Source organism: Amycolatopsis sp. cmx-11-51 (genome assembly GCF_047608665.1).
Classification (GTDB): Bacteria; Actinomycetota; Actinomycetes; order Mycobacteriales; family Pseudonocardiaceae; genus Amycolatopsis.
This window is the reverse complement of the sequence record NZ_JADNQO010000001.1, coordinates 833288-852936: the sequence shown is the minus strand read 5'-3', so window position 1 is coordinate 852936 and position 19649 is coordinate 833288. Positions and strand designations below refer to the sequence as shown.

Sequence of the window (19649 nt, the reverse complement as noted above, 5' to 3'; positions counted from 1 at the left end):
CGATCGCAACCAGAGGACGAAACGCGGAAGTAGGGTCGGCCGGTGATCAGTCGTACGGTGATGCTCGCCCCGATCCTTTTCGCGCAGGCGGTGCGGGTGCGCCGCACGACGCCGAGGCTGCCCGGCGCGACGGGGCCCGCCAGCGGGCTCGTGCGAGGCGAGGGCCGCCCGCTGCGGCTCGCGGTGCTCGGCGAGTCCACTGTGGACGGCGTCGGCGCGGCGACGCACGCCGAAGCACTGACCGGGCGGCTCGCGGACGAACTCGCGCGGGACGGTCGCGCGGTCGCCTGGCAGGCCGTCGGCCGGACCGGGGCCAACGCCAGGGTGGTGCGCGAGGACCTGCTGCCGCTGCTCGAACCCGCCGACCTCGTGGTGATCGCGCTCGGCGTCAACGACACGATCGAACTGCACTCGGCCGCGCGCTACCGGCGTGACCTGCTCGACCTGCTCGTCGCCCTGCGGCGCCGCGCCGGAAGCGTCCCGGTGGTGCTGGCGGGCGTACCGCCGATGGGCCGCTTCCCCGGGCTGCCGCGTCCGCTGCGGGACGTCCTCGGCGCGCGGTCGGGCGCCCTCGACGCCGCGGCCGCCGGGCTGGGGCTGCTGCCCGGCGTCGTCCACGTCCCGATGCCCGCCGCGATGCTGGACCCCGCGACCTTCGCCGAGGACCGCTTCCACCCCGGTCCCGAGGGCTACCGGCGCTGGGCCGAGCAGCTCGCGGACGTGAGTCGTCAACTACTCAGCGACACAATTCGGCCCGAAAACCGCTGATCAGGTCACCCGCCTGCCACAGTTCAAGAAATATCCGCGAAAAAGCTGGCTCTGCGTGTATCTGGTGGCAGCCTCGTTGCGTCCTATGGAGCAGTCGAGGAAATGAGGGACACCCGATGACGACCGAGATCAACACCGCACCCGTCGACGACGAGGCCACGGCCACTGACGACCTCGAAAAGACCCCGAAGCCGGGCCCGATCACGGCACCGGTCCCGCCCCGCCCCGGAACGCGTCCGGACGGCAACTGGGACCCGCACGGCACCAAGCCGCCGGTGAACTGAACGAACACAGACGGGTGATGTCCGGAGGCCGAGGGGGCCTCCGGACATCGCCTCCGGGTGCTCCTTCGGGGGAGGGGGACGCCCGGACGTGGGCCCGTTGGGGAGCGGGCCCGGGGGAGGGAAAAAGGACCGGCCGGTGCGCAGTCCACACCTGCTCGCGCCGGCCGGTGCCTTTGCCCTCCCCACCAGACCGAGGGGACGCCCGGAATGCCGACACAAAAAAGTTAGTGACTTGATGTATCCCAGAGCCTCTTGCACGCTCCTTCTCCCCGAAGGGCCCGCGATACTGCCAGCGCCGACACGAAGACACGTCCGAAGTGGGGCAGATACGGTGACCGACGTGCAAACGACCGAGGTAGACCCGCCATGGGAAGGACTGACCGGTGCCGATCTGCATGCCGCCTGCATGCGCGCGGCGCGGGCCGGTGACCGCCAGGCGATGGACAGACTGGTGAGCGAGCTGACCCCGCTCGTTTGGCATGTCGCGCGTGCGAACGGGCTCGATCGCCTGACCGCCGAGGACGTAGTCCAGACGGTGTGGCTCGCCCTGTTCAGCCAGCTCGAAAAACTTCGTGACCCCAAGGCGCTCGCCGCCTGGTTGATCACCACCACGAGACGTGAAGCACAGCACCCGTTCGGCCGCCGCGCTCAGCCCGTTCCGCTGACCGACGAGGTGGCCGAAAACATGGAGAGCACCCACCCGGCTCCCGAAGAGGAAGCCGTCCGCGCCGACCGGGACCGCCGGGTCTGGCGCGCCTTTCTCCGCCTGCCGCACCGCTGTCAGCAGCTCCTTCGGCTGACCGTGCTCGCCGGGCGGGCCGAATACCAACTGGTCGCCGAAGCACTCCGCATGCCGCGCGGCAGTGTCGGCCCGACCAGGGGCCGTTGCCTCGAATCGATGCGCGACCTGCTGGCCCACGAAGGGGGAAGCCGATGAACGACCTCGGGACGCCGGGGGAGATGACCTCCCCGGGCGATGAGGCCTTGCTCGCCGATATCGGGCGCTTCATGGACGAATTGGACCCGCCACCGGGAGACCTGGTGCAGCGGGTTCAGTTCGCGCTCGCACTCGAAAACCTCGATGTCGAGGTCGCTCGCTGGGAACGGATGGACGCCACGGCCGGCGTTCGCGGCAGCGACACCGGCACGATCACCTTCACCGTCAGCGATCTGACCGTGATGATCAACCTCACCAAGATCGGCAAGAAGCACCGGATCGACGGCTGGCTCGTGCCAGCCGGAGAGTACGGAGTGGAGGTTCGCGTCGCCGAGCACGGCACGAGTTCCACCACCGCCGACGAGGGAGGCCGGTTCGTGCTGGACAACGTTCCCCAGGGAACCACCCAGATCGTGATCCACCTCGGCGACGTGACCTGTCGCCGGACCGTCGTGACCCCGACAGTGGTGCTCTAACCGGACGGCTGTTCCGTTATGCGACGTGGGTGTGCTCCCATAGTGCGTGTGCCCGCGTCGTCTCCTCCTGTCGTCGATCCCGTAGCCGAGGAAGCGGCCGACCTCCATCGTCAAGCGAGGGCCGCCGCCTCGGATCACGGGCTCAGCAGGCCGATCCGGTTGCTGCTGCGCGGGCTCGACCTGCTCGGCCCGGTGGACGCGGATCTGCTCGCCCGCTTGGAGATCCGGGTCCGGATCCTGATCAGCCTGGCGGCGGCCGAGGCCGAGTTCGTGTCCCAAGAGGACGGTTTCGCCCGGCTGGACGAGGCGGAACGCATCCGGTTACTGCTGCCGGACGGCGACGTCCGGCACGAGTTGCGGTTCGTCGTCGGGCTGCAGCGCGCCGTCGTGCTGATGCGGGCAGGTCGGCTGGAGGAATCGCTCGCGCTCAACAACGCCTTCCTCCCCGGACTGGCCGCCGAGGCGGGCAAGTACAGCGTGGTGCTGACCCGGTCGCTCGTGAACCGCGCCTGGCTGCACTTGGAGATGAGCAACCCGGACGCCGCGTACCGGGACCTCGTCGAGGCGCTGGACCTCGCGGTCGAGCACGGCCATCGGTTGCTGGAAGGAAAGATCCAGCACAACCTCGGTGATCACGCGCAGCTGCTCGGCGACATCCCGGAAGCGCTGCGGAACTACGAACGGGCCGCGGCGATCTTCGTGACCGACGGTCCCGGTTCGCTACCGCTCGTCCGGCTCGATCAGGCGAAGGCGTTGCTCACCGCGGGACTCGCCGAAGAGGCGGCGCGGCATCTCGACGAAGCGATCCCGGACCTGCGACACAACGGAGCGGTGCATCTCGTCGCCGAGGCGGAGGTCGCCAGGGCCGGTGCCGCCATCCTGGAGCGCGATTACGCGCTGGCGAAGAAGCTCGCGACGTCCGCGCGGCGGAGTTTCCTGAGGCGCGGCAAGGGACGCTGGGCCGAGATCGCCGCGTTGACGAGACTCCGCGCCGACGCGGTGAAGGTCTTGGCGGACCGGGAGAAGAAGCCGTCCGCGAAACTGCCGGACCAACTGGCCGATCTCGCCGTCCGGCTGGCCGAACTCGGTCTGCGCGACGAAGCGGGCGCGGCCAGGATGTTCGCGGTGCGGCTGCTGATCCGTCGCGACGAGACGGCCACCGCGCAGGGACTCCTCGCGCAGGTACCGAAACCGCGGCAGACCACGCCGATCGACCACCGGATGCTGTTGCGGTTGTGCCGGGCCGAACTCGCGGTGGCGTCCCACCGGCCACGGTCGGCGCTCGCGCAGGCGCGGGCCGGGCTGGCCGAACTCGGGCAGATCCGCGACCGCATGGGTGGGCTCGACCTCGTCTGCGGGACGGCGGCGCACGGTGAAGAGCTGGGCAAACTCGCGCTGACGCTGGTGCTCAAGAAGGCGAGGCGCAGCGGCGCCGGGGCGAAGAGCCTGTTCGCGTGGCTGGAACGCACGCGCGCGCAGGTCTACCGCTACGAACCGCTCCCGGTCATCGAGGATCCCGCGCTCGCCCGGCACATCAACGAGATGCGGCACGTGCAGGGGACGATCCAGGCGCGGCGGCTGTCGGGTGAACCGGTCGGGAAGCTCGAGGAGCGCTACGACCGGCTGCAGCAGGAGGCGACCCGGCTCGGGTGGTACACCAGCCAATGGGGTCGTCCGCGGCCGGTCTCGGCGCCCGAAGAGGTGGTCGAGCGGCTCGAAGACCGTGTGCTGGTCAGCCTGATGGGGTACCGCGACACCTTGTACGCGGTGGTCGTCGACCGCGGCCGGTTCCGGCTGTTGAAGCTGGGGCCGCTCGCGGAGATCGTCGAGACCGCGCGGCAGTTGCACGCGGACCTCGACGCGCTGGCCCCGGACAACCTGCCCGCGCCGCTGGTCGAGGTCGTCACCGGTTCCGCGCGGCGCCGAGCGGACAAACTGGACAAACTGATCTCCGCGTCGCTGGCGAAGACACTGGAAAACCGCGAGCTGATCATCGTGCCGATCGGTTCGTTGTACGCGTTGCCTTGGGGCGCTTTGCCGTCACTGCACGGGCATCCGGTGTCGATCGCGCCGTCGGCGACAGCCTGGGTGACCGCGACCGGGCGGCACAGCGAGGGGCCGGTCCTGCTCGCCGGCGGGCCAGGGGTGCCGGGTTCGGTCGGTGAGGTGCGGAACCTGCGGACGGTGTACCCGCAGGCCCGGCTCGTCGACGGGAAGGACGCGACCAGCGAGACCGTACTGTTCGCCTTGGACGGTTCCGGAATGGCGCACCTGGTCGCGCACGGCGCGCACGAACCGGCGAACGCGCTGTTCTCACGGTTGGAACTCGTCGGCGGCCCGTTGTACGCGCACGAAACCGCCCGGCTCGCGAAGCCGCCGGAACGGGTGGTGCTGGCCGCGTGCGAACTCGCGATGAGTCACATCCGGCCCGGCGAGGAGGCGCTCGGGTTCGCCGGGACGCTGCTCGCCAGCGGCTCGCGGACGGTCATCGGCGCGATCGCGCGGGTCGGCGACAAGGCCGCCGCCGACGCGATGTCCGACCTGCACCGTCGGCTGGCTTCGGGGACCGCACCCGCCTTGGCACTCGCCGAAGCGACGGCCGCCGATCCCCTGCGACGCCCGTTCCTGTGCCTGGGCGCGGGCTGACGTTTCGGGCGGGGGGCTGAAGGGGACTTTCCCCGCGTCTCATTGGGTGAAAGCTCCCTTCGCCGCGTCTTATGCGGCTATGGCGTCCTTCAGCCCACCCAGTAGCCCACAGGAGTTGTCCACAATCACCGTCACCTGTGGACAACTCCGCTGAGCGGCCGTTCCCGTCCTCCACCCCCGGTAGACTGGACTCGGGGTCGCCCCCCTTGGGACGGGTGGGGGGTGGGGTCAGGCGCGTTCGGCGTGTTTCACCAGGCGAGTGGCCAGTAGCGAGACCACGGTGCGCAGCGTGGTGCACACCGCGGCGCCGGTGCCGGGCAGCGGTTCGGTGAACCGGCCGGTCCAGCGCAGATCCGTACCGCCGGAAGCGTTCGGCGTGAACGAGACCTCGGCGCGGTAGTCCTTCAGGAGCTTGAGGCCCGCGAAGCCGTAGACGTGCTTTCGGTCCTGTTCGTACTCCAGTGTCTCTTCGTGGAGATACACCGGCCACAGGCCGACAGCCCGGACAGCGCCCACCCCGTCCGCGCCCGGTTCCCGCGCCCAGCGCGAGTGGAACACCACCGGCTTCGCCCATTCCGACCACCGGGAACCATCGGCCTCCAGCGCGAAGAGGGAAGCGGGCGAGGCGCTGCTCGTCCGGTTGATCTCGAAGGAGTACGTCTTGCCCATGTGGCGACGATAACCGCTTCAGGCGCCACGGATAAGTCAAGATAGGGGCGTGAGCACGACGCGCCGCGAGATCGCCGCACCACATTGGCTGGTGCAACTGCTCCGCAGCACGCCGGTCCCCATCCCGTGGAACATGGTCGCCCGCGCCGTCCTCGCACTGGCCGTGCCGCTGGCCGTCGGCTACGCGCTCGGCGACATCGGCGTCGGCGCGCTCATCTCCACCGGCGCCCTGCCCACCGTCTTGTCCGAATCCGCCGGCCCGTACCGCTACCGCGCCCGGCGGCTCGGCGGTGCCACCGCGGCCGCCGCCCTCGGCTACTTCGCCGGACTGATCACCGGTAGCATCCCCGCCGCCTCCATCCCGGTCGTCGTCGGAGTCGCGGCGGTGTCCGCGCTGATCAGCGCGGCAGGCAGCAACGCGTCGGTCGCCGGGCTGCAGATGTTCGTCTTCTGCGTGCTCGGCACCGGCCAGCACGTCACCGGTCTGCGCGTCGAAATCCTGCTCGGCTACTTCTGCGTCGGTGCCGCCTGGAGCCTGCTCGTCGCGCTGTCCAGCTGGACCTTCCGCGCCACCAGCCCGGAACGCGGCGCCGTCGCCCACGTCTACGTCGAACTCGCCGCGATGCTGTCCGCGACCGACGAAGCCACCTCCCGCGTCGCGCGACACCAGCTCACAACCGCGATGAACACCGCCTACGACCGGTTGCTCACCGCGCGATCCTGGCTGTCGGGCCGCGACGCCACCTACCGGCAACTGCTCAACCTGCTGTCGGCAAGCACCCCGGCCGTCGAGGCGTCGGTCGCGATGGTCAACGCGGGCCGCCGCGCCCCGGACGACGTGATCGACCACTTCATCGCGACATCGGCCGCCGTGCTCGCGAACCAGCCGCTGCCGGAACCGCCGTCACCGCCCGGCGAGGACCTCGACGCCGTCCTGGCCGCGCTCTACGCCGGGCTCACCCGGATAGGCAAGGGCGACAACCGGAAGCGGCGTGAGGTCCAGCCATGGCACAAGCGCCTCCGCGGCTGGGCGGGTTCGCTCATCTCCGGCCCGCTCACCTGGTTCGCCGCGCTCCGCCTCACGTTGTGCGTCGCGATCGCCGAAGTCGTCGCGCTGTTCGTCCCGTTCGAACGCTCCTACTGGATCACGCTCTCCGTCGGCATCGTCCTCAAACCGGACTTCGGCTCGGTGTTCGGCCGCGCGGTGCTGCGCGGGATCGGCACGGTGATCGGCGTGGGCATCGGCGCGGCCGTGCTCGCCGCGGGTGGCGAGGGCCGGCTGCTGGTCCTGCTGATCGCCGTGTTCGCGGGCGGCGTCGCGGTCGGCAAAGTCCGCAACTACGGCATCCTCAGCGCCTTCGTGACGCCGCTGATCATCCTGCAGATGGACCTCGCCAGCACCGGAAGCTGGGACGTCGTGCTCGCGCGGCTCGTCGACACCGTGCTGGGCTGCGCGATCGTCCTGCTCTTCGGCTACCTGCTCTGGCCGGGCAGCCGTCGCCCGCAGATCGGCGGACGGCTCGCCGAAAGCCTCGACAGCCTGGTGGAGTACGTCGACAAAGGACTCGTGCTCGCGCCGTCGGGCGAAGCACGCCTGGAACGCTCACGCGCCCGCCGGCGCGCTTACCGCGCGCTGGCCGACCTGCGGACCGCGTTCCAACAGGTCGTCGTCGAACCCTCCGCCGCCGGACGGCAGGCCGTCGCCTGGTGGCCGGTGATCGCCGGACTCGAACGCGTCGCCGACGCCGTCACCGAGGTCGGCGTCACCCTCGGCCGCGGCGCCCCCGCGCCGGACGCCGCCGACGTCGCCCTCCTGACCGCCGCGCTCGCCGAACTCGCGGCCGCCGTCCGCGAAGAACGGGACCCGGCGGAGATGCCGATGCCCGACAACGAGCGACTGTCCGGCGTCATCGACCAGATCGGCGCCGCCTTCGACGCCGTGCGAGGCCCCGACCTCGTCGAGCGCGCGCCGCTGCGGCTGGTCCGGCGGTTCCTGCCGTATCACCGCCGCGCCTGAACGTCAGCCGAACCGGATGTGCTTGACGCTCGTCCACTTGCGACGGACGAGGCCCCGCAGCGCGCTGTCCGTGTTCGGTCCGAGCGCCAGCCCGGCCGACGCGGCGATCCGGTCGGCGACCCGCGCGACGGTGAGCGTGTCCGTATGGATGTGTTCGCCGAACTCCGCGCCGCTCAGCCGGTCCAGGCAGAGGTCCACCTTCGACACCGCGAAACTCTCGCGTTTCGGTGGCACACCGCGCAAGGAATGGACGAGACCGCGTTCACTCAGCCGCCGGAGCACGGTCTCGCGTTCGGCCAGCAGCGCGAAGTGCCGGACGTCGTGCCCGCGCTCCCGCAACCCGCCGACGATCTCCTCGAAGTACTTCGGCTCGACCAGCGTCATCGGCACGACCACCACGCCGTCCTGTTCGCGGAGCAGCAAGTCGAGCATCTCGAAAACGCCCTGACGCCACGCGGGCAGATCCTGGAAGTCGCCGCGTAGCCCCCGCGGCAGCATCCGGTGCAGGCCGAAGCCCGCGACCTCGGGATCGGACAGGACGCTGCCGGGCAGGCGCCGGTGCAGTTCGTGCGCGGTCTGCGTCTTGCCACCGCCGAACGGGCCGTTGATCCAGACGAGCATGGCACCGACCCTAGCGACACACCCACCCGTCCGGGGGAGGGTGAGCATCCTCTCGAACTAATGTTCGAGATTTCAAGCATAATCGACGCATGCTCGACACTGGTGACACGTCGCCGCCGGGGCCGCGTCACCTGCACATGGTCCGGCCCAACCAGCCTGTTTGGGTCGACCTCAAGCTGGTGTACGCGGTCGGCCCGGCGAAGACCCGTCTGCCCGACGGCCTCGACCTGACCGCCACCGTCCCCGGGCTGCTGGGGATGTGGCGGGCGACGACGACGGGACATTGGGTCGGCTGGGTGACCTTTCAGCTCGGCCCGGTCGGCCGGGGCGGGACCACACATTCGCAGTGGGTGCTGGCCGAGGCGCTCCGACCGCGCGAGCAGCGGAACGCTTGGTCGGGCAGCTTCCCGTCGGAGCGGCGCCGATGATCGTCCCGCCCCCTGGACGGTGTTGACCGAGTGCCAGAACGCGTCCACTATGGCGTGGTGTCCGTCACCTGGGAGTTCGCACCCCGCCGTACGGTGGGTGAAGGCGTCACCGCACTGCTCCTGCGCCGCGGACGGCTGGGCTCGCCGCCCGCGTAACCGCATTTCCCGCGAAGGCCATCCGTGAAGGTGGCCGTCTTCGTCGTCCCCGGAAATCGGAAACCCTGGAGCCGAGCATGTCCATCGAACTGTCCGACCGTGTCCGCGTCCGCCCGGCGACCGTCCCCGACGGTGGAATCCTCGAAGGACCGCGCGTGCTGCGGCGCCTGCCGGAGGGCGCTGAAGAGCGCCCTTACGAGCTGTTCGCGCTGCGTCCGCTGGGACGCGTGATCGGTGCCGAGATCGGCGGCGTCGACCTCGCCGAACCCCTGACACCCGCACTCCAAACCGAGCTGAATCGCGCGTTGCTGGAGTGGAAGGTGCTGTTCTTCCGCGACCAGCGCATCACGACGGCGCACCAGCGCGCGTTCGCCGCTTACTGGGGTGAACTGGAGACGAACCCGTTCATCCCCAAGGGGGAGACCGAGGACACCACGCGGTTCACCCGGTCCGCGACCATGCCCGCGTTCGAGAACATCTGGCATGTCGACGTCACATTCCGGCCAGCGCCGGCGCTCGGCTCGGTGCTGCGGCTGATCGAGGTCCCGCCGGTCGGCGGCGACACGATGTGGGCCGACATGGCCGCCGCCTACGACAACCTGCCGGAAGACGTCCGTGCCCGCATCGAGGGGCTGACCGCGGTGCACGACTTCGTCCCCGGCTTCGCCCGCTTCTCCGATCCGGAACTGCTCCTGCGTCACCAGGACGCCTTCCCGCCGGTCGAGCACCCGGTCGTCCGCACGCATCCGGAAACCGGGCGGCGCACCCTCTTCGTGAACCAGGCCTTCACGACCCACATCGTCGGGCTCGATCGCGAAGAGAGCGACAAGCTCTTGCGGTACCTCTTCAGCCGCGCGCACGTCCCGGAGTTCCAGGTGCGCTTCAGCTGGCGGCCCGGTTCGGTGGCCTTCTGGGACAACCGCGCCACGCAGCACTACGCCGTCAACGACTACCACCCGTACGCGCGGGTGGCCGAACGTGTCGCCATCGTGGGTGACCGGCCGTGCTGAGCGGTCCCCGCGACGGGTGATCGTTCGCGCGGGTTCACCGGTACCTGTGTGACGATGAGGCCATGGGCATCAACTTCGATGAATTGAAGAACAAGGCCACCGACGCTCTCCGTGAGCACAACGACAAGATCGAGGGCGGCCTGGACAAGGCGGCGGGCTTCGCCAAGTCGAAGTTCTCCGGCCACGACTCCCAGATCGATTCCGGTGTCGAGAAGGCGAAGGGCTTCATCAACAAGTTCGACAACACCCCCGACAACCCGGACAACCCGCCCCAGGGCCAGCAGCAACCGGGCCAGCCGCCGCAGGGCCAGCAGCCGCCGCAGGGCCAGTAACCTCCCGCAAGTAGTCCTCTAGTTGCGGTCCTTGCACACGCAACTACCGCAACTAGAGGACGAAACGCGTCAGGAGACTTCGCCGAGCGCGGTGTCGCCGTCGATCGCCGTGATCCGGCCACCGCGCTCGCCGAGGGCGATCAGACCGTCCCGCGCGTCGGGGGCGGTCAGGCTGACGCGCACCCCCGCGCGTTCCGCGTCCTTGCCCGTCGCAAACGCTTGCGCGCCCTCGTGGCCGGCGTTGACCGTCACCGCGAGCCCGCCCGTCGACGCCAGCGAACCCCGCGCGGCACCCAGCCGCCCGAGCGCCTCGTCGACGATCGGGAGCAGCGCGTCCCGGTTGCCTTCGGTCATCGCCCGCACCAGCGCAGGGCTCGAACCCGCCACCCGCGTGGCGTCCGTGTAGGACCCGGCGGCCAGCGACATCGCCAGCGGCCCGCCCTGCGCGCCGATCGTGGCCAGGATGGCCGCGAAGATGTGCGGCAGATGCGAGATCCGCGCGACCGTCTCGTCGTGCGAGTCCGCGGGCAGCGGCACGACGTGCGCGCCGACGTCCAATACCAGCTGGGCGACCTCGGCCCACGCGGTCAGATCGGTGTCGTGTTCGACGCCGAGCACCCACGCGGCGCCGCCGAACAGCGCCGGGTTGCTCGCCTTCCAGCCGGATTCCGCCGTCCCGGCCATCGGGTGCCCGCCGACGAACTTCGCGTACGGCGCGCGGCGCCGGACAGCGTCGAGCACCGGGCCCTTCACACTGGTGACGTCGGTGAGCACGCAGTGCCCGGAGACCCGCGAAACGGTCCGAAGCACGTCTTCGACCGCGGGCAGCGGCACCGCGAGCACGATCATCGCGTCCCGCTCCGCCGCCTTGCTCAGCGCCGCCTCGACCTGCGTGGTCACGTCGAAACCCGCTCTGCTGGCGGCGTCCGCGTCAGCGTCGGAGATCGCCGCCCCGAACGTGGTGCGGCCGATCGAGTTGGCCGCGCGCAGCAGCGAACCACCGATCAACCCGAGCCCGATCACGCATACGTCTCGCACAAGGGTTCATCCTGCCATCTGCGAGCCCACTCGTCAGAGAACAGCGGCCAGACGCGTTCCCTGATCGATGGCCCGTTTGGCGTCCAGCTCCGCCGCGACGTCGGCGCCGCCGATCAGATGCACCGGTACCCCGGCCGCCCGCAGGCCGTCGGCGAGGTCGCGCACCGGCTCCTGACCCGCGCAGACGACGACCGTGTCCACGTCGAGCACACGCGGCTTGTCACCGACGGTGATGTGCAGGCCGTCGTCGTCGATCCGGTCGTAGGTGACCCCGGTGAGCTGCTCGACGCGTTTGGCCTTCAGCGCCGCCCGGTGCACCCAGCCGCTGGTCTTGCCGAGTCCCGCGCCGATACCGGACTTCTTGCGTTGCAGCAGGAAGACCTGCCGCGGTGACGGCTCGACCTTCCGCTCGGTCAGTCCGCCCGGCGCGTGCTCGGGATCGGTGACGCCCCATTCGGCCATCCACGCGTCCAGATCGAGCGCGGGGGAGGTGGTGTGCGTCAGGAACTCGCTGACGTCCACGCCGATCCCGCCCGCGCCGATCACCGCGACCTTCCCGCCGACCGGCTTCCCGTGTTTGACGACGTCCACATAGGACAGCACCTTGCGGTGGTCGATCCCTGGCAGCGACGGCACCCGCGGCGCCACACCGGTGGCCAGCACGACCTCGTCGAACCCCGCGTCCACGATGTCGGCGGCGGTCACGCGGGCGCCGAGGCGCACCTTGACGCCGGTGACCTCCAGCCGTCGCTTGTAGTACCGGATGGTCTCCGCGAACTCCTCCTTGCCGGGGATCTTCCGCGCGATGCCGAACTGGCCGCCGATCTCGTCGTCGGCCTCGAACAGCTCGACGGCGTGCCCGCGTTCGGCGAGGCCGGTCGCGGTCGCGAGCCCGGCTGGACCCGCGCCGACGACGGCGACGCGTTTGGTCTTGCGCGTGGGCGACATGGTCAGCGTGGTCTCGTGGCCCGCGCGCGGATTCACCATGCAGGAAACCGGTTTCCGCTTGAACGCGTGGTCGAGGCAGGCCTGGTTGCAGGCGATGCAGGTGTTGATCTCGTCCTCGCGCCCGGTCTCGGCCTTGCGGACCCATCCGGGGTCGGCGAGGAACGGCCGCGCCATCGACACCAGGTCCGCGTCCCCGCCGGCCAGCGCCTCCTCGGCGACCTCGGGCATGTTGATGCGGTTCGACGTGACGACCGGGATCCCGACGTGCGGTTTGAGCTTCCCGGTCACCCAGGTGAAGGCCGCGCGCGGCACGGACGTCACGATCGTCGGCACCCTCGCCTCGTGCCAGCCGATGCCGGTGTTGATGATCGTCGCTCCGGCCTCCTCGACCTCTTTGGCGAGCGCGACGACGTCTTCCCAGCGCTGGCCGCCTTCGACGAGGTCCAACATGGACAGTCGATAGACGATGATGAAGTCCTCGCCGACCGCTTCACGGGTGCGACGCACGATCTCGACGGCGATCCTCCGCCGGTTTTCCGCGCTGCCGCCCCATTTGTCGGTGCGCTTGTTGGTCCGTTCGGCGAGGAACTGGTTGATGAAGTAACCCTCGGAACCCATGATCTCGACACCGTCGTAGCCCGCTTCCTTGGCGAGGAAGGCGCAATCGGCGAACGCGCGGATCTGCCGCAGTACGCCGTACCCGGACAGAGTCCGTGGCTTGAAGGGGTTGATCGGCGCTTTGATACCCGACGCGGAAACGCTCAGCGGGTGGTAGGAATACCGGCCCGCGTGCAGGATCTGCAGGGCGATCTTGCCGCCCGCCTCATGTACCGGATCGGTGAGTTGCTTGTGCGCCTTGGCTTCCGCGCGGGTCGAGAGCTTCGACGCCAGCGGCAGGAGCCAGCCGGTCCGGTTCGGCGCGAACCCGCCGGTGACGATCAGCCCGACGCCACCGCGGGCACGTTCGGCGTAGTACTCGGCCAGTTGCGGGAAACGCGCTTCCTTGTCCTCGAGGCCGATGTGCATCGAGCCCATGATCACCCTGTTGCGCAGGGTGGTGAAGCCGAGATCGAGAGGGGACAGCAGGTTCGGGTACTGGCTCATCGCTGGTCCTTACGCGTCGTGGTGGAATGCCTGGAGGACTTCCTCGAGCCACTCGACGTGACCCTGTTCGGTTCGGATTCCTCCGCGCAGCACGAGGAACTGGTGCAACGACTGTCCATTGAGGACGCTGGGGTCGGGGAAGTCGTGCTTCTCGATCAGCAGGTAGGCGTCGAGCCTCGCCGCGTGCGCGTCGCGGTGCCGGGTGATCTCGGCGGCGACGGCGCCGGGAGCGCCGAGCGTCGCGCCGCGGATCTTGACGGCGAGTTCCCGCGCCGAGGCGGCGGGATCGGGTTCGGCGAGCCAGCGGGCCAGTTCGGCCCGGCCCGCGTCGCCGACGGTGTAGACCTTCTTGTCGGGCTTCCCGGACTGCGCCACATGGTCGACGGCGACCCAGCCGGCGTCCTCCATACGCTTGAGGACGCGGTAGATCTGCTGGTGGGTGGCGTTCCACCACAGGCCGATGGACTTCTCGAAGCGGCGCGTCAGCTCATAGCCCGAGCCGGACCGCTCGGACAGCGAAACCAGGATCGCGTGCTCCAATGCCATGCACCCAGTTTCATATGCACCTAGTTGCACTGCAAGGCGACACGCGTCACAAATACATGAAGGCCCCCTTCCTGTACCTAGGCGCAAGGAAGGGGGCCTTCATGTACTGCGGTGCTACTTAAGGCTTGCGGGCGATCCCGCCGATGACGCGGGACTCCGAGGGGTTCGCGGCGAAGACCGTCTTCTCGTCCGGGTGCCACGCCGGCGCGTAGACCAGGCCCGGCTCCAGCAGCGGCCAGCCGCCGAAGAACCGTTGGAACTCGGCCATCGTGCGCAGGAAACCGGGGTTCGTCGTGGTCTCGTAGTAGTCGAGGATGTCGAGCAGAGCCTGCCGCTCCTCGTCGTTGGCCGGGTTCTCGTTGGTCATCTGCGAGAGCACCAGCAGCGAGCCCGGCGCGAGCCGGTCACGGTAGAAGGCCAGCAGCCCGTCCGGGTCCTGCTCGTCCTTGATGAAGTGCATGACCGCGTTGATCACCAGCGCGATGGGCCGCTCGACGTCGACCATGCCGGAGTCCATCACCCGGTTCCAGAGGTCCTCGGGGTCGAACAGGTCCGCGGCGATCGCGTGGTGGCGGTCCGGGTCGGCGGTGTCGGCGAGCAGCAGTGTCGAGTGCGCGAGCGCGATCGGCTCGTTGTCGATGTAGAGGACGTGCGTGTCCTCCTCCGGCCGCGCCTCGTCGGCGACCTCGTGCACGTTGCCCGCGGTCGGCAGGCCGGAGCCGATGTCGACGAACTGCCGGATGCCCAGTTCCGCGCAGTGCCGCACGGCCCGGCCGAGGAACTGCCTGCTGGTCGTGCAGTAGTCGCCCATGAGCGGCAGGCGTTTGCGCACCTTCTCGGCGAACTCGCGGTCGATGGCGTAGTGGGTGTCGCCGCCGATGAAGTAGTCGTAGACCCGCGCCGCGGACGGTCGGTCCAAGCTGTTCTCGACGGCCTTGAGCGCCGCGTCGTGATCGATCATCGTCATCCCTTTGTCCGCGCCGGAAATCCCATGCTAACCGGCCGGGACGTAGGCCTCGCGGTAGGCGTTCACGGATTCGGTCAAGCGATCGAGTTCCGCGCGGGCGCGGGCGAGCCCCGCGGTGTCGAGGCCCATCGCGTCGCCGATGATCGCCGGGATCCCGCTCGCGCGGTCCCGGAGCCGGACGCCGTCCTCGGTCAGGCTGATGCGAACGGACCGTTCGTCGTCGGCCCGCCGGTCACGCCGGACCAGTCCGGACCTCTCCAGTCGCTTGAGCAGGGGGGACAGCGTGCCGGAGTCGAGGTTCAGCACGGTGCCGAGTTCCTTGACCGGCCGCTCGTCCTCCTCCCAGAGCGCGAGCATCACCAGGTACTGCGGATAGGTCAGGCCCAGATCGTCGAGCACCACGCGGTAAAGCCCGGTCACGGCGCGCGATGCCGCGTAGAGCCCGAAGCACAGCTGATCGTCCAGGCACAGCGATCCGGCGTTGTCTGTCGGCATCGGTCCTCCTCGTCCCATGGTGCGTCGATCATGCCTCAGCCCGCCACTTGAGTGCGCCAGATCTCCTTGAGGACATTTTAGTTGTGCACAATTTAGTTGTGAGCTACTTTCGTGCCATCGACTTCGGATCCCAGGAGGCAGAAATGACCGCCAACCCGCACGACCTGACCCTCGAACCGGCCGCGCAGGCCTTCGTCGAGGCCACCGCGAACCCGCCGTTCCTCTTCGAGTTGCCGCCCGCGGAAGGCCGCAAGGCCGTCGACGAAGTCCAGGGTGGCGACGTCGAACTGCCCGCCGCGGACGTCGAGACCACGCACGTCGACGGCGTCGAGGTCCGTATCGTCCGCCCGGTGGGCACCACCGGCCCGCTGCCCGTGATCGTCTACATCCACGGCGCCGGCTGGGTTTTCGGGAACTTCCACACCCACGAGCGCCTCGTCCGCGAATTGGCCGTCGGCACCGGCGCGGCCGTCGTCTTCCCCGAATACGACCGTTCGCCGGAGGCGCGCTACCCGGTCGCCATCGAGCAGAACTACGCCGTCGCGAAATGGGTCGCCGAGCACGGTACCGAAAACGGGCTCGACAGCACGAAGATCGCCATCGCGGGTGACTCCGTCGGGGGGAACATGACCGCGGCGCTCACCCTCATGGCGAAGCAGCGCGGGGACGTCGTCTTCCGTCAGCAGGTCCTCTTCTATCCGGTCACCGACGCGAACTTCGACACCGAGTCCTACCGGCGGTTCGCCGATGGCTACTTCCTCGCCCTCGACGGGATGAAGTGGTTCTGGGACCAGTACACGACCGACCCGGCGCAGCGCGCGGAAATCACCGCGTCGCCGCTGCGGGCGAGCCTCGACGAGCTGGCCGGTTTGCCGCCCGCGTTGGTGATCACCGGGGAAGCCGACGTCCTGCGTGACGAAGGTGAGGCGTACGCCGCGAAGCTGCGTCAGGCCGGAGTACCGGTGACGGCGGTGCGGTACCAGGGCATCGTCCACGACTTCGTCATGCTGAACACGCTGCGTGAAACGCACGCCGCGGAAGCGGCGATCAACCAGGCGATCGGGGTGCTGCGCACCGCTCTCGAAGGCTGAGTAGCCCAGGACACGGTTTGTCCAGGGTGACACGCGTCACCCTGGACAACACTTCCCGGCGGTCGCACGTCTCTTGATCCAGATGTGGGACATGGGGTGCACGGCCCCTGCCGGGGAGGAACACGATCGCCATGGGACTGGGACTGAGTGCCATCCGGCTCGACTCCACGCTGAACCTCGTCATCGTCGTGGTGCTGACGCTGCTCGCGATCATCGCCGTGCCGTTCCTCTGGGAACGCTGGCGCCGCAAGGTGCTCGGCCGCAGCACCACGATCCTCGTCGCGGTGGTGCTGATCGTGGTCAGCACCGGGATGGGCGGGAACATGATCGGCGGGTTCTTCCCGACCGCCGGCGCGCTGTTCGGCACCGGCGTGTACTCGGGGGAGAGCGTCGACGCCGTCGCGAGCCAGAACGGCTCGGACCTCGACAAGCTGCGTGACGCCGGGGCGATGCGGGCCAAGGAAGGCAAGGGCTCCGTCGTGCACATGACGGTGACCGGGAAGCGCACCGGCCTCACGCGCGACGTCTCGGTCTACTTCCCGCCCCAGTACTACGATCCCGCGTATCGGGCGCTCAAGTTCCCGGTCATCGAATGGATCCCGAACTACCCGTCCGGTCCGGAAGTGGTCTCCGGACCCTACGAGATGCCTGCCAAGCTCGACGCGGCCATCGCGAAGCACGTGCTCCCGCCGACCCTGGTGATCATCCCGGATCCGACCGGGAAACCGAAGGTCGGCCACGACACCGAATGCATCGACCAGGTCAACGGGACCGCCAACGACACCTACCTGAGCGCCGACATCCGCGACTGGGCGATCGAGCGGCTCGGCGCCAATCCGCAGCGGAAGGCGTGGACGATGGCGGGCTGGTCCTCGGGCGGATACTGCGCGATGAACCTGGTGACCCGGCACCCGCAGTGGTACGGCCAGGCGGCGAGCGTCAGCGGGTACTACAAGGCTTCGGTGGACGCGGAGACAGAGAACCTGTTCAAGGGCAGGCAAGACATCGTGGACGCGAACACGATCACGGTGAACATGCGGAAGCACCCGTCGCCGGTCGACATCCTCGCGATCGCCGGGGACAAGGAAAGCTTCGAGAGCTTCTCGATCGACCAGCTCCAGGCCGCCGTCCGCGCACCCGCGACGCTCTCGTCGTGGCGGATCCCGGACGCCGGGCACAACATGAACACCTTCAAGGCGCAGGTTCCCGACGTGCTGGCGTGGATCGGCGCGCGGACCGTGCCGCCGAGCGCGCCGCAGGACAAGAAGATCATCTCCAACGGCGGTGTCACCCCTTGGCCCCTGCCCAACACCGGCGCGAAGGGCGCGCTGGTCGACGTCGTCGAGTGAGCTTGGCGCGGTAAGCCTTGGGGTACAAGCGAAGACGGGCGGGTGTTCACGGTCGTCGACAGTGGGTCATTCCGGGTTCAGCGCCGGGACCAGCGCTTTGACCACTTCGGTCACTCGTTTGCCGCCATTGGCGTAGGTGGTCGACGTCGGCTGCGAGGTCAGGACGACGACGATGTGGCGATCGCTGTCGCCGACGACACCGGAGCTGTGCAGGATCCGGGAACCACGGCAGCACGCCCAGCCCTGCTTGATCGACCAGGGACGGGTGCCGACGGCGTCCGGAACGCCGAAATACTGGCGAACCCCGTCGGAGCCGCTTTCCATCGCGCCGCTCAACGCCCGCATGATCGTCGTCCGCGTTCCCGCACTGGTCTGGTCCAGCACGTAACGGTAGATCTTCGCGACGTCCGCGGCGGTGATCCGGGTGTCACCCCAGCGGCCGGGATCCTCGGGCGGGCGGGTGCCGCCGAGACCGATCTTGGCCGCCCAGCGGGTGACGATGACAGGACCGCCGTGGTCGGACCACAGCCTGCTGGCGATGCCGTCGTCGCTGACCGAAAGCATCCGCTGTACGGCGCCCGGAGATCCGCCCGCTTGAAGGGTTTCGAGCGCGATGAGGAGCTTCACGAGCGACGCCGAAGTGTAAGAACGTTCCGGTTTAAGGGAAACGGTGTTCTTCTTGGCGACACGGTCGTAGACGACCACGCTCACCTGACCGTCGGGGACGAGCCCCGCGAGGGTCTTCGGATCGAGTTCCAGCGAGGGCTTGCCGGGCACGGCCGATTTCGACTGTGCCGGTGTGGCCGAGGGCTCGGCCGGCGCTGATTCGACGGTCATCGTCGCGACACCCGATGCCGCGTCGGCGACCATTGTCGTATCGGAACGCGACGGCGGAACCAGCAGCATCGCGATGATGGCTCCCAGGCACAGCCCCGCCAGGAGAAAGACTCCGCTTACCTTGCCCACACGACTTATTGGTCATATCACCCATTCGTGTTCCCGGCTGGGCCGTTCGTGTGGCGCAGGTCTCGTTTGGCCGTGAGTTCTGTGACGACTTGACCCCGCGGTGTCGCCAGGGATCGTCTTTCCGGTTTGTCCGGGAGGTCACCGGGGTATGTGACTCCCAGCGTGACTTTAGGTGGCCAACTCTGGAAGGCGGAGCAATGGCACGTGCACAACGCGCTCGTATTCGGACGGCGGGGCTCCAGCCCGCGCAGGTCCTCGCCGGGCTGGCGAGCCTGGCCTTCCTGGTGTTCGGGATCGTGGGATTCACCAGGACCGGGTTCGCCAATTTCGTCGGCCGAAACGACGCGACCGTTCTCGGGTTCTCGGTGAACCCTCTCTACAACCTCGGGTTCGTCCTGCTGGGCGCGCTCGGGCTGCTGCTGACCTTCGGCTCGGGCCGGTCCCGGGTGTTCGGTTTCCTGACGTTCGCCGCCTTCGCGGCGCTGTTCGTCTGGGGTCTCATGATCGCCGGGACCGTTTCGACGAACCCCGTCTCACAGGCGGGCAACCCGTTCAACCTCAACGGGCCGGACAACTGGCTGCACCTCGGCCTCGCCGCGCTCGGTCTGGTGATCGCGTTCCTGCCCGCGCGGCACAAGGTGCTGCTGCCGGAGGACGAAGAGGAGACGGTGGTGGCGGGCCGGGCCGACAGTGCCACGGTCGTCGAACCCGTCCCGGAGGATTCGCGACGGCCGAAGCACGGGAAAAACCCGGCCGTCGCTCATGATGAGCGACCGCCGGGCCTCGCCCGCTAGATCAAGG

General features: G+C 69.0%; 20 protein-coding genes. 12 read left to right on the top strand and 8 right to left on the bottom strand.

Annotated elements, in window-relative coordinates; all coding sequences use genetic code 11:
• Positions 1 to 42 precede the first annotated feature (42 nt).
• From ACM6LU_RS04290 to ACM6LU_RS04270, 5 genes are all read left to right on the top strand, one after another.
• Positions 43 to 768, top strand: a complete 726-nt coding sequence (locus ACM6LU_RS04290; RefSeq protein WP_414936231.1) for an SGNH/GDSL hydrolase family protein — start codon at positions 43 to 45, stop codon at positions 766 to 768.
• Between the two features lie 116 nt (positions 769 to 884).
• Positions 885 to 1052, top strand: coding sequence for a hypothetical protein (locus ACM6LU_RS04285; RefSeq protein ID WP_414936230.1), 168 nt, complete (start codon positions 885 to 887; stop codon positions 1050 to 1052).
• Between the two features lie 331 nt (positions 1053 to 1383).
• Positions 1384 to 1989 (top strand): RNA polymerase sigma factor, encoded by a 606-nt coding sequence (locus ACM6LU_RS04280; protein WP_414936229.1) that lies wholly within the window; start codon positions 1384 to 1386, stop codon positions 1987 to 1989.
• Complete coding sequence (locus tag ACM6LU_RS04275) at positions 1986 to 2465, top strand: hypothetical protein (RefSeq protein WP_007030725.1); 480 nt, start codon at positions 1986 to 1988, stop codon at positions 2463 to 2465. The genes ACM6LU_RS04280 and ACM6LU_RS04275 overlap by 4 nt, the downstream gene beginning before the upstream one ends.
• A gap of 42 nt (positions 2466 to 2507) precedes the next feature.
• Positions 2508 to 5111, top strand: a complete 2604-nt coding sequence (locus ACM6LU_RS04270) for a CHAT domain-containing protein (protein WP_414936228.1) — start codon at positions 2508 to 2510, stop codon at positions 5109 to 5111.
• Positions 5112 to 5339: 228 nt separating this feature from the next.
• On the opposite strand, the gene ACM6LU_RS04265 is transcribed toward ACM6LU_RS04270, so the two are convergent.
• Positions 5340 to 5780 (bottom strand): SRPBCC family protein, encoded by a 441-nt coding sequence (locus tag ACM6LU_RS04265; RefSeq protein WP_414936227.1) that lies wholly within the window; start codon positions 5778 to 5780, stop codon positions 5340 to 5342.
• Positions 5781 to 5829: 49 nt separating this feature from the next.
• Here ACM6LU_RS04265 and ACM6LU_RS04260 point away from each other — a divergent pair, with 49 nt between their 5' ends.
• Positions 5830 to 7797, top strand: coding sequence for an FUSC family protein (locus ACM6LU_RS04260; protein ID WP_414936226.1), 1968 nt, complete (start codon positions 5830 to 5832; stop codon positions 7795 to 7797).
• A gap of 3 nt (positions 7798 to 7800) precedes the next feature.
• Here ACM6LU_RS04260 and ACM6LU_RS04255 read toward each other — a convergent pair whose 3' ends face one another.
• Positions 7801 to 8418, bottom strand: coding sequence for an AAA family ATPase (locus tag ACM6LU_RS04255; RefSeq protein WP_414936225.1), 618 nt, complete (start codon positions 8416 to 8418; stop codon positions 7801 to 7803).
• Positions 8419 to 8507: 89 nt separating this feature from the next.
• On the opposite strand from ACM6LU_RS04255, the gene ACM6LU_RS04250 reads away from it, so the two are divergent.
• The 3 genes from ACM6LU_RS04250 to ACM6LU_RS04240 all read left to right on the top strand — a co-directional run bounded on the left by ACM6LU_RS04250 (position 8508) and on the right by ACM6LU_RS04240 (position 10344).
• Positions 8508 to 8846, top strand: a complete 339-nt coding sequence (locus ACM6LU_RS04250; RefSeq protein WP_414936224.1) for a hypothetical protein — start codon at positions 8508 to 8510, stop codon at positions 8844 to 8846.
• A gap of 233 nt (positions 8847 to 9079) precedes the next feature.
• A complete protein-coding gene (locus ACM6LU_RS04245; RefSeq protein WP_414936223.1) occupies positions 9080 to 10012 on the top strand; it encodes a TauD/TfdA dioxygenase family protein in 933 nt (310 codons plus the stop codon).
• Between the two features lie 62 nt (positions 10013 to 10074).
• A complete protein-coding gene (locus ACM6LU_RS04240) occupies positions 10075 to 10344 on the top strand; it encodes an antitoxin (protein ID WP_414936222.1) in 270 nt (89 codons plus the stop codon).
• A 69-nt stretch (positions 10345 to 10413) separates the two neighbouring features.
• On the opposite strand, the gene ACM6LU_RS04235 is transcribed toward ACM6LU_RS04240, so the two are convergent.
• From ACM6LU_RS04235 to ACM6LU_RS04215, 5 genes are all read right to left on the bottom strand, one after another.
• On the bottom strand, positions 10414 to 11367 hold the full coding sequence (locus ACM6LU_RS04235; protein WP_414937080.1) for a prephenate dehydrogenase: 954 nt from the start codon (positions 11365 to 11367) through the stop codon (positions 10414 to 10416).
• Positions 11368 to 11415: 48 nt separating this feature from the next.
• Positions 11416 to 13434, bottom strand: a complete 2019-nt coding sequence (locus ACM6LU_RS04230; protein WP_414936221.1) for an FAD-dependent oxidoreductase — start codon at positions 13432 to 13434, stop codon at positions 11416 to 11418.
• A 9-nt stretch (positions 13435 to 13443) separates the two neighbouring features.
• Positions 13444 to 13980, bottom strand: a complete 537-nt coding sequence (locus ACM6LU_RS04225; protein ID WP_414936220.1) for a PadR family transcriptional regulator — start codon at positions 13978 to 13980, stop codon at positions 13444 to 13446.
• A gap of 118 nt (positions 13981 to 14098) precedes the next feature.
• Positions 14099 to 14947: an SAM-dependent methyltransferase gene (locus ACM6LU_RS04220; RefSeq protein ID WP_414936219.1), complete on the bottom strand. Its 849-nt coding sequence runs from the start codon at positions 14945 to 14947 to the stop codon at positions 14099 to 14101.
• A gap of 27 nt (positions 14948 to 14974) precedes the next feature.
• The gene (locus tag ACM6LU_RS04215; protein ID WP_414936218.1) at positions 14975 to 15442 is read right to left on the bottom strand and encodes a MarR family winged helix-turn-helix transcriptional regulator; all 468 of its coding nucleotides are present in this window, start codon (positions 15440 to 15442) and stop codon (positions 14975 to 14977) included.
• Between the two features lie 143 nt (positions 15443 to 15585).
• Here ACM6LU_RS04215 and ACM6LU_RS04210 point away from each other — a divergent pair, with 143 nt between their 5' ends.
• Complete coding sequence (locus ACM6LU_RS04210) at positions 15586 to 16533, top strand: alpha/beta hydrolase (protein WP_414936217.1); 948 nt, start codon at positions 15586 to 15588, stop codon at positions 16531 to 16533.
• 131 nt (positions 16534 to 16664) lie between these two features.
• The gene (locus ACM6LU_RS04205; protein ID WP_414936216.1) at positions 16665 to 17882 is read left to right on the top strand and encodes an alpha/beta hydrolase; all 1218 of its coding nucleotides are present in this window, start codon (positions 16665 to 16667) and stop codon (positions 17880 to 17882) included.
• Between the two features lie 66 nt (positions 17883 to 17948).
• Here the strand turns inward: ACM6LU_RS04205 and ACM6LU_RS04200 are convergent, their stop codons facing one another.
• Positions 17949 to 18848 carry a hypothetical protein gene (locus ACM6LU_RS04200; RefSeq protein WP_414936215.1) on the bottom strand — a complete coding sequence of 300 codons (900 nt, stop codon included), beginning with the start codon at positions 18846 to 18848 and terminating at the stop codon, positions 17949 to 17951.
• Positions 18849 to 19045: 197 nt separating this feature from the next.
• Between ACM6LU_RS04200 and ACM6LU_RS04195 the strand changes: the two genes are divergently transcribed.
• A complete protein-coding gene (locus ACM6LU_RS04195) occupies positions 19046 to 19642 on the top strand; it encodes a DUF4383 domain-containing protein (protein WP_414936214.1) in 597 nt (198 codons plus the stop codon).
• Positions 19643 to 19649: the final 7 nt, after the last annotated feature.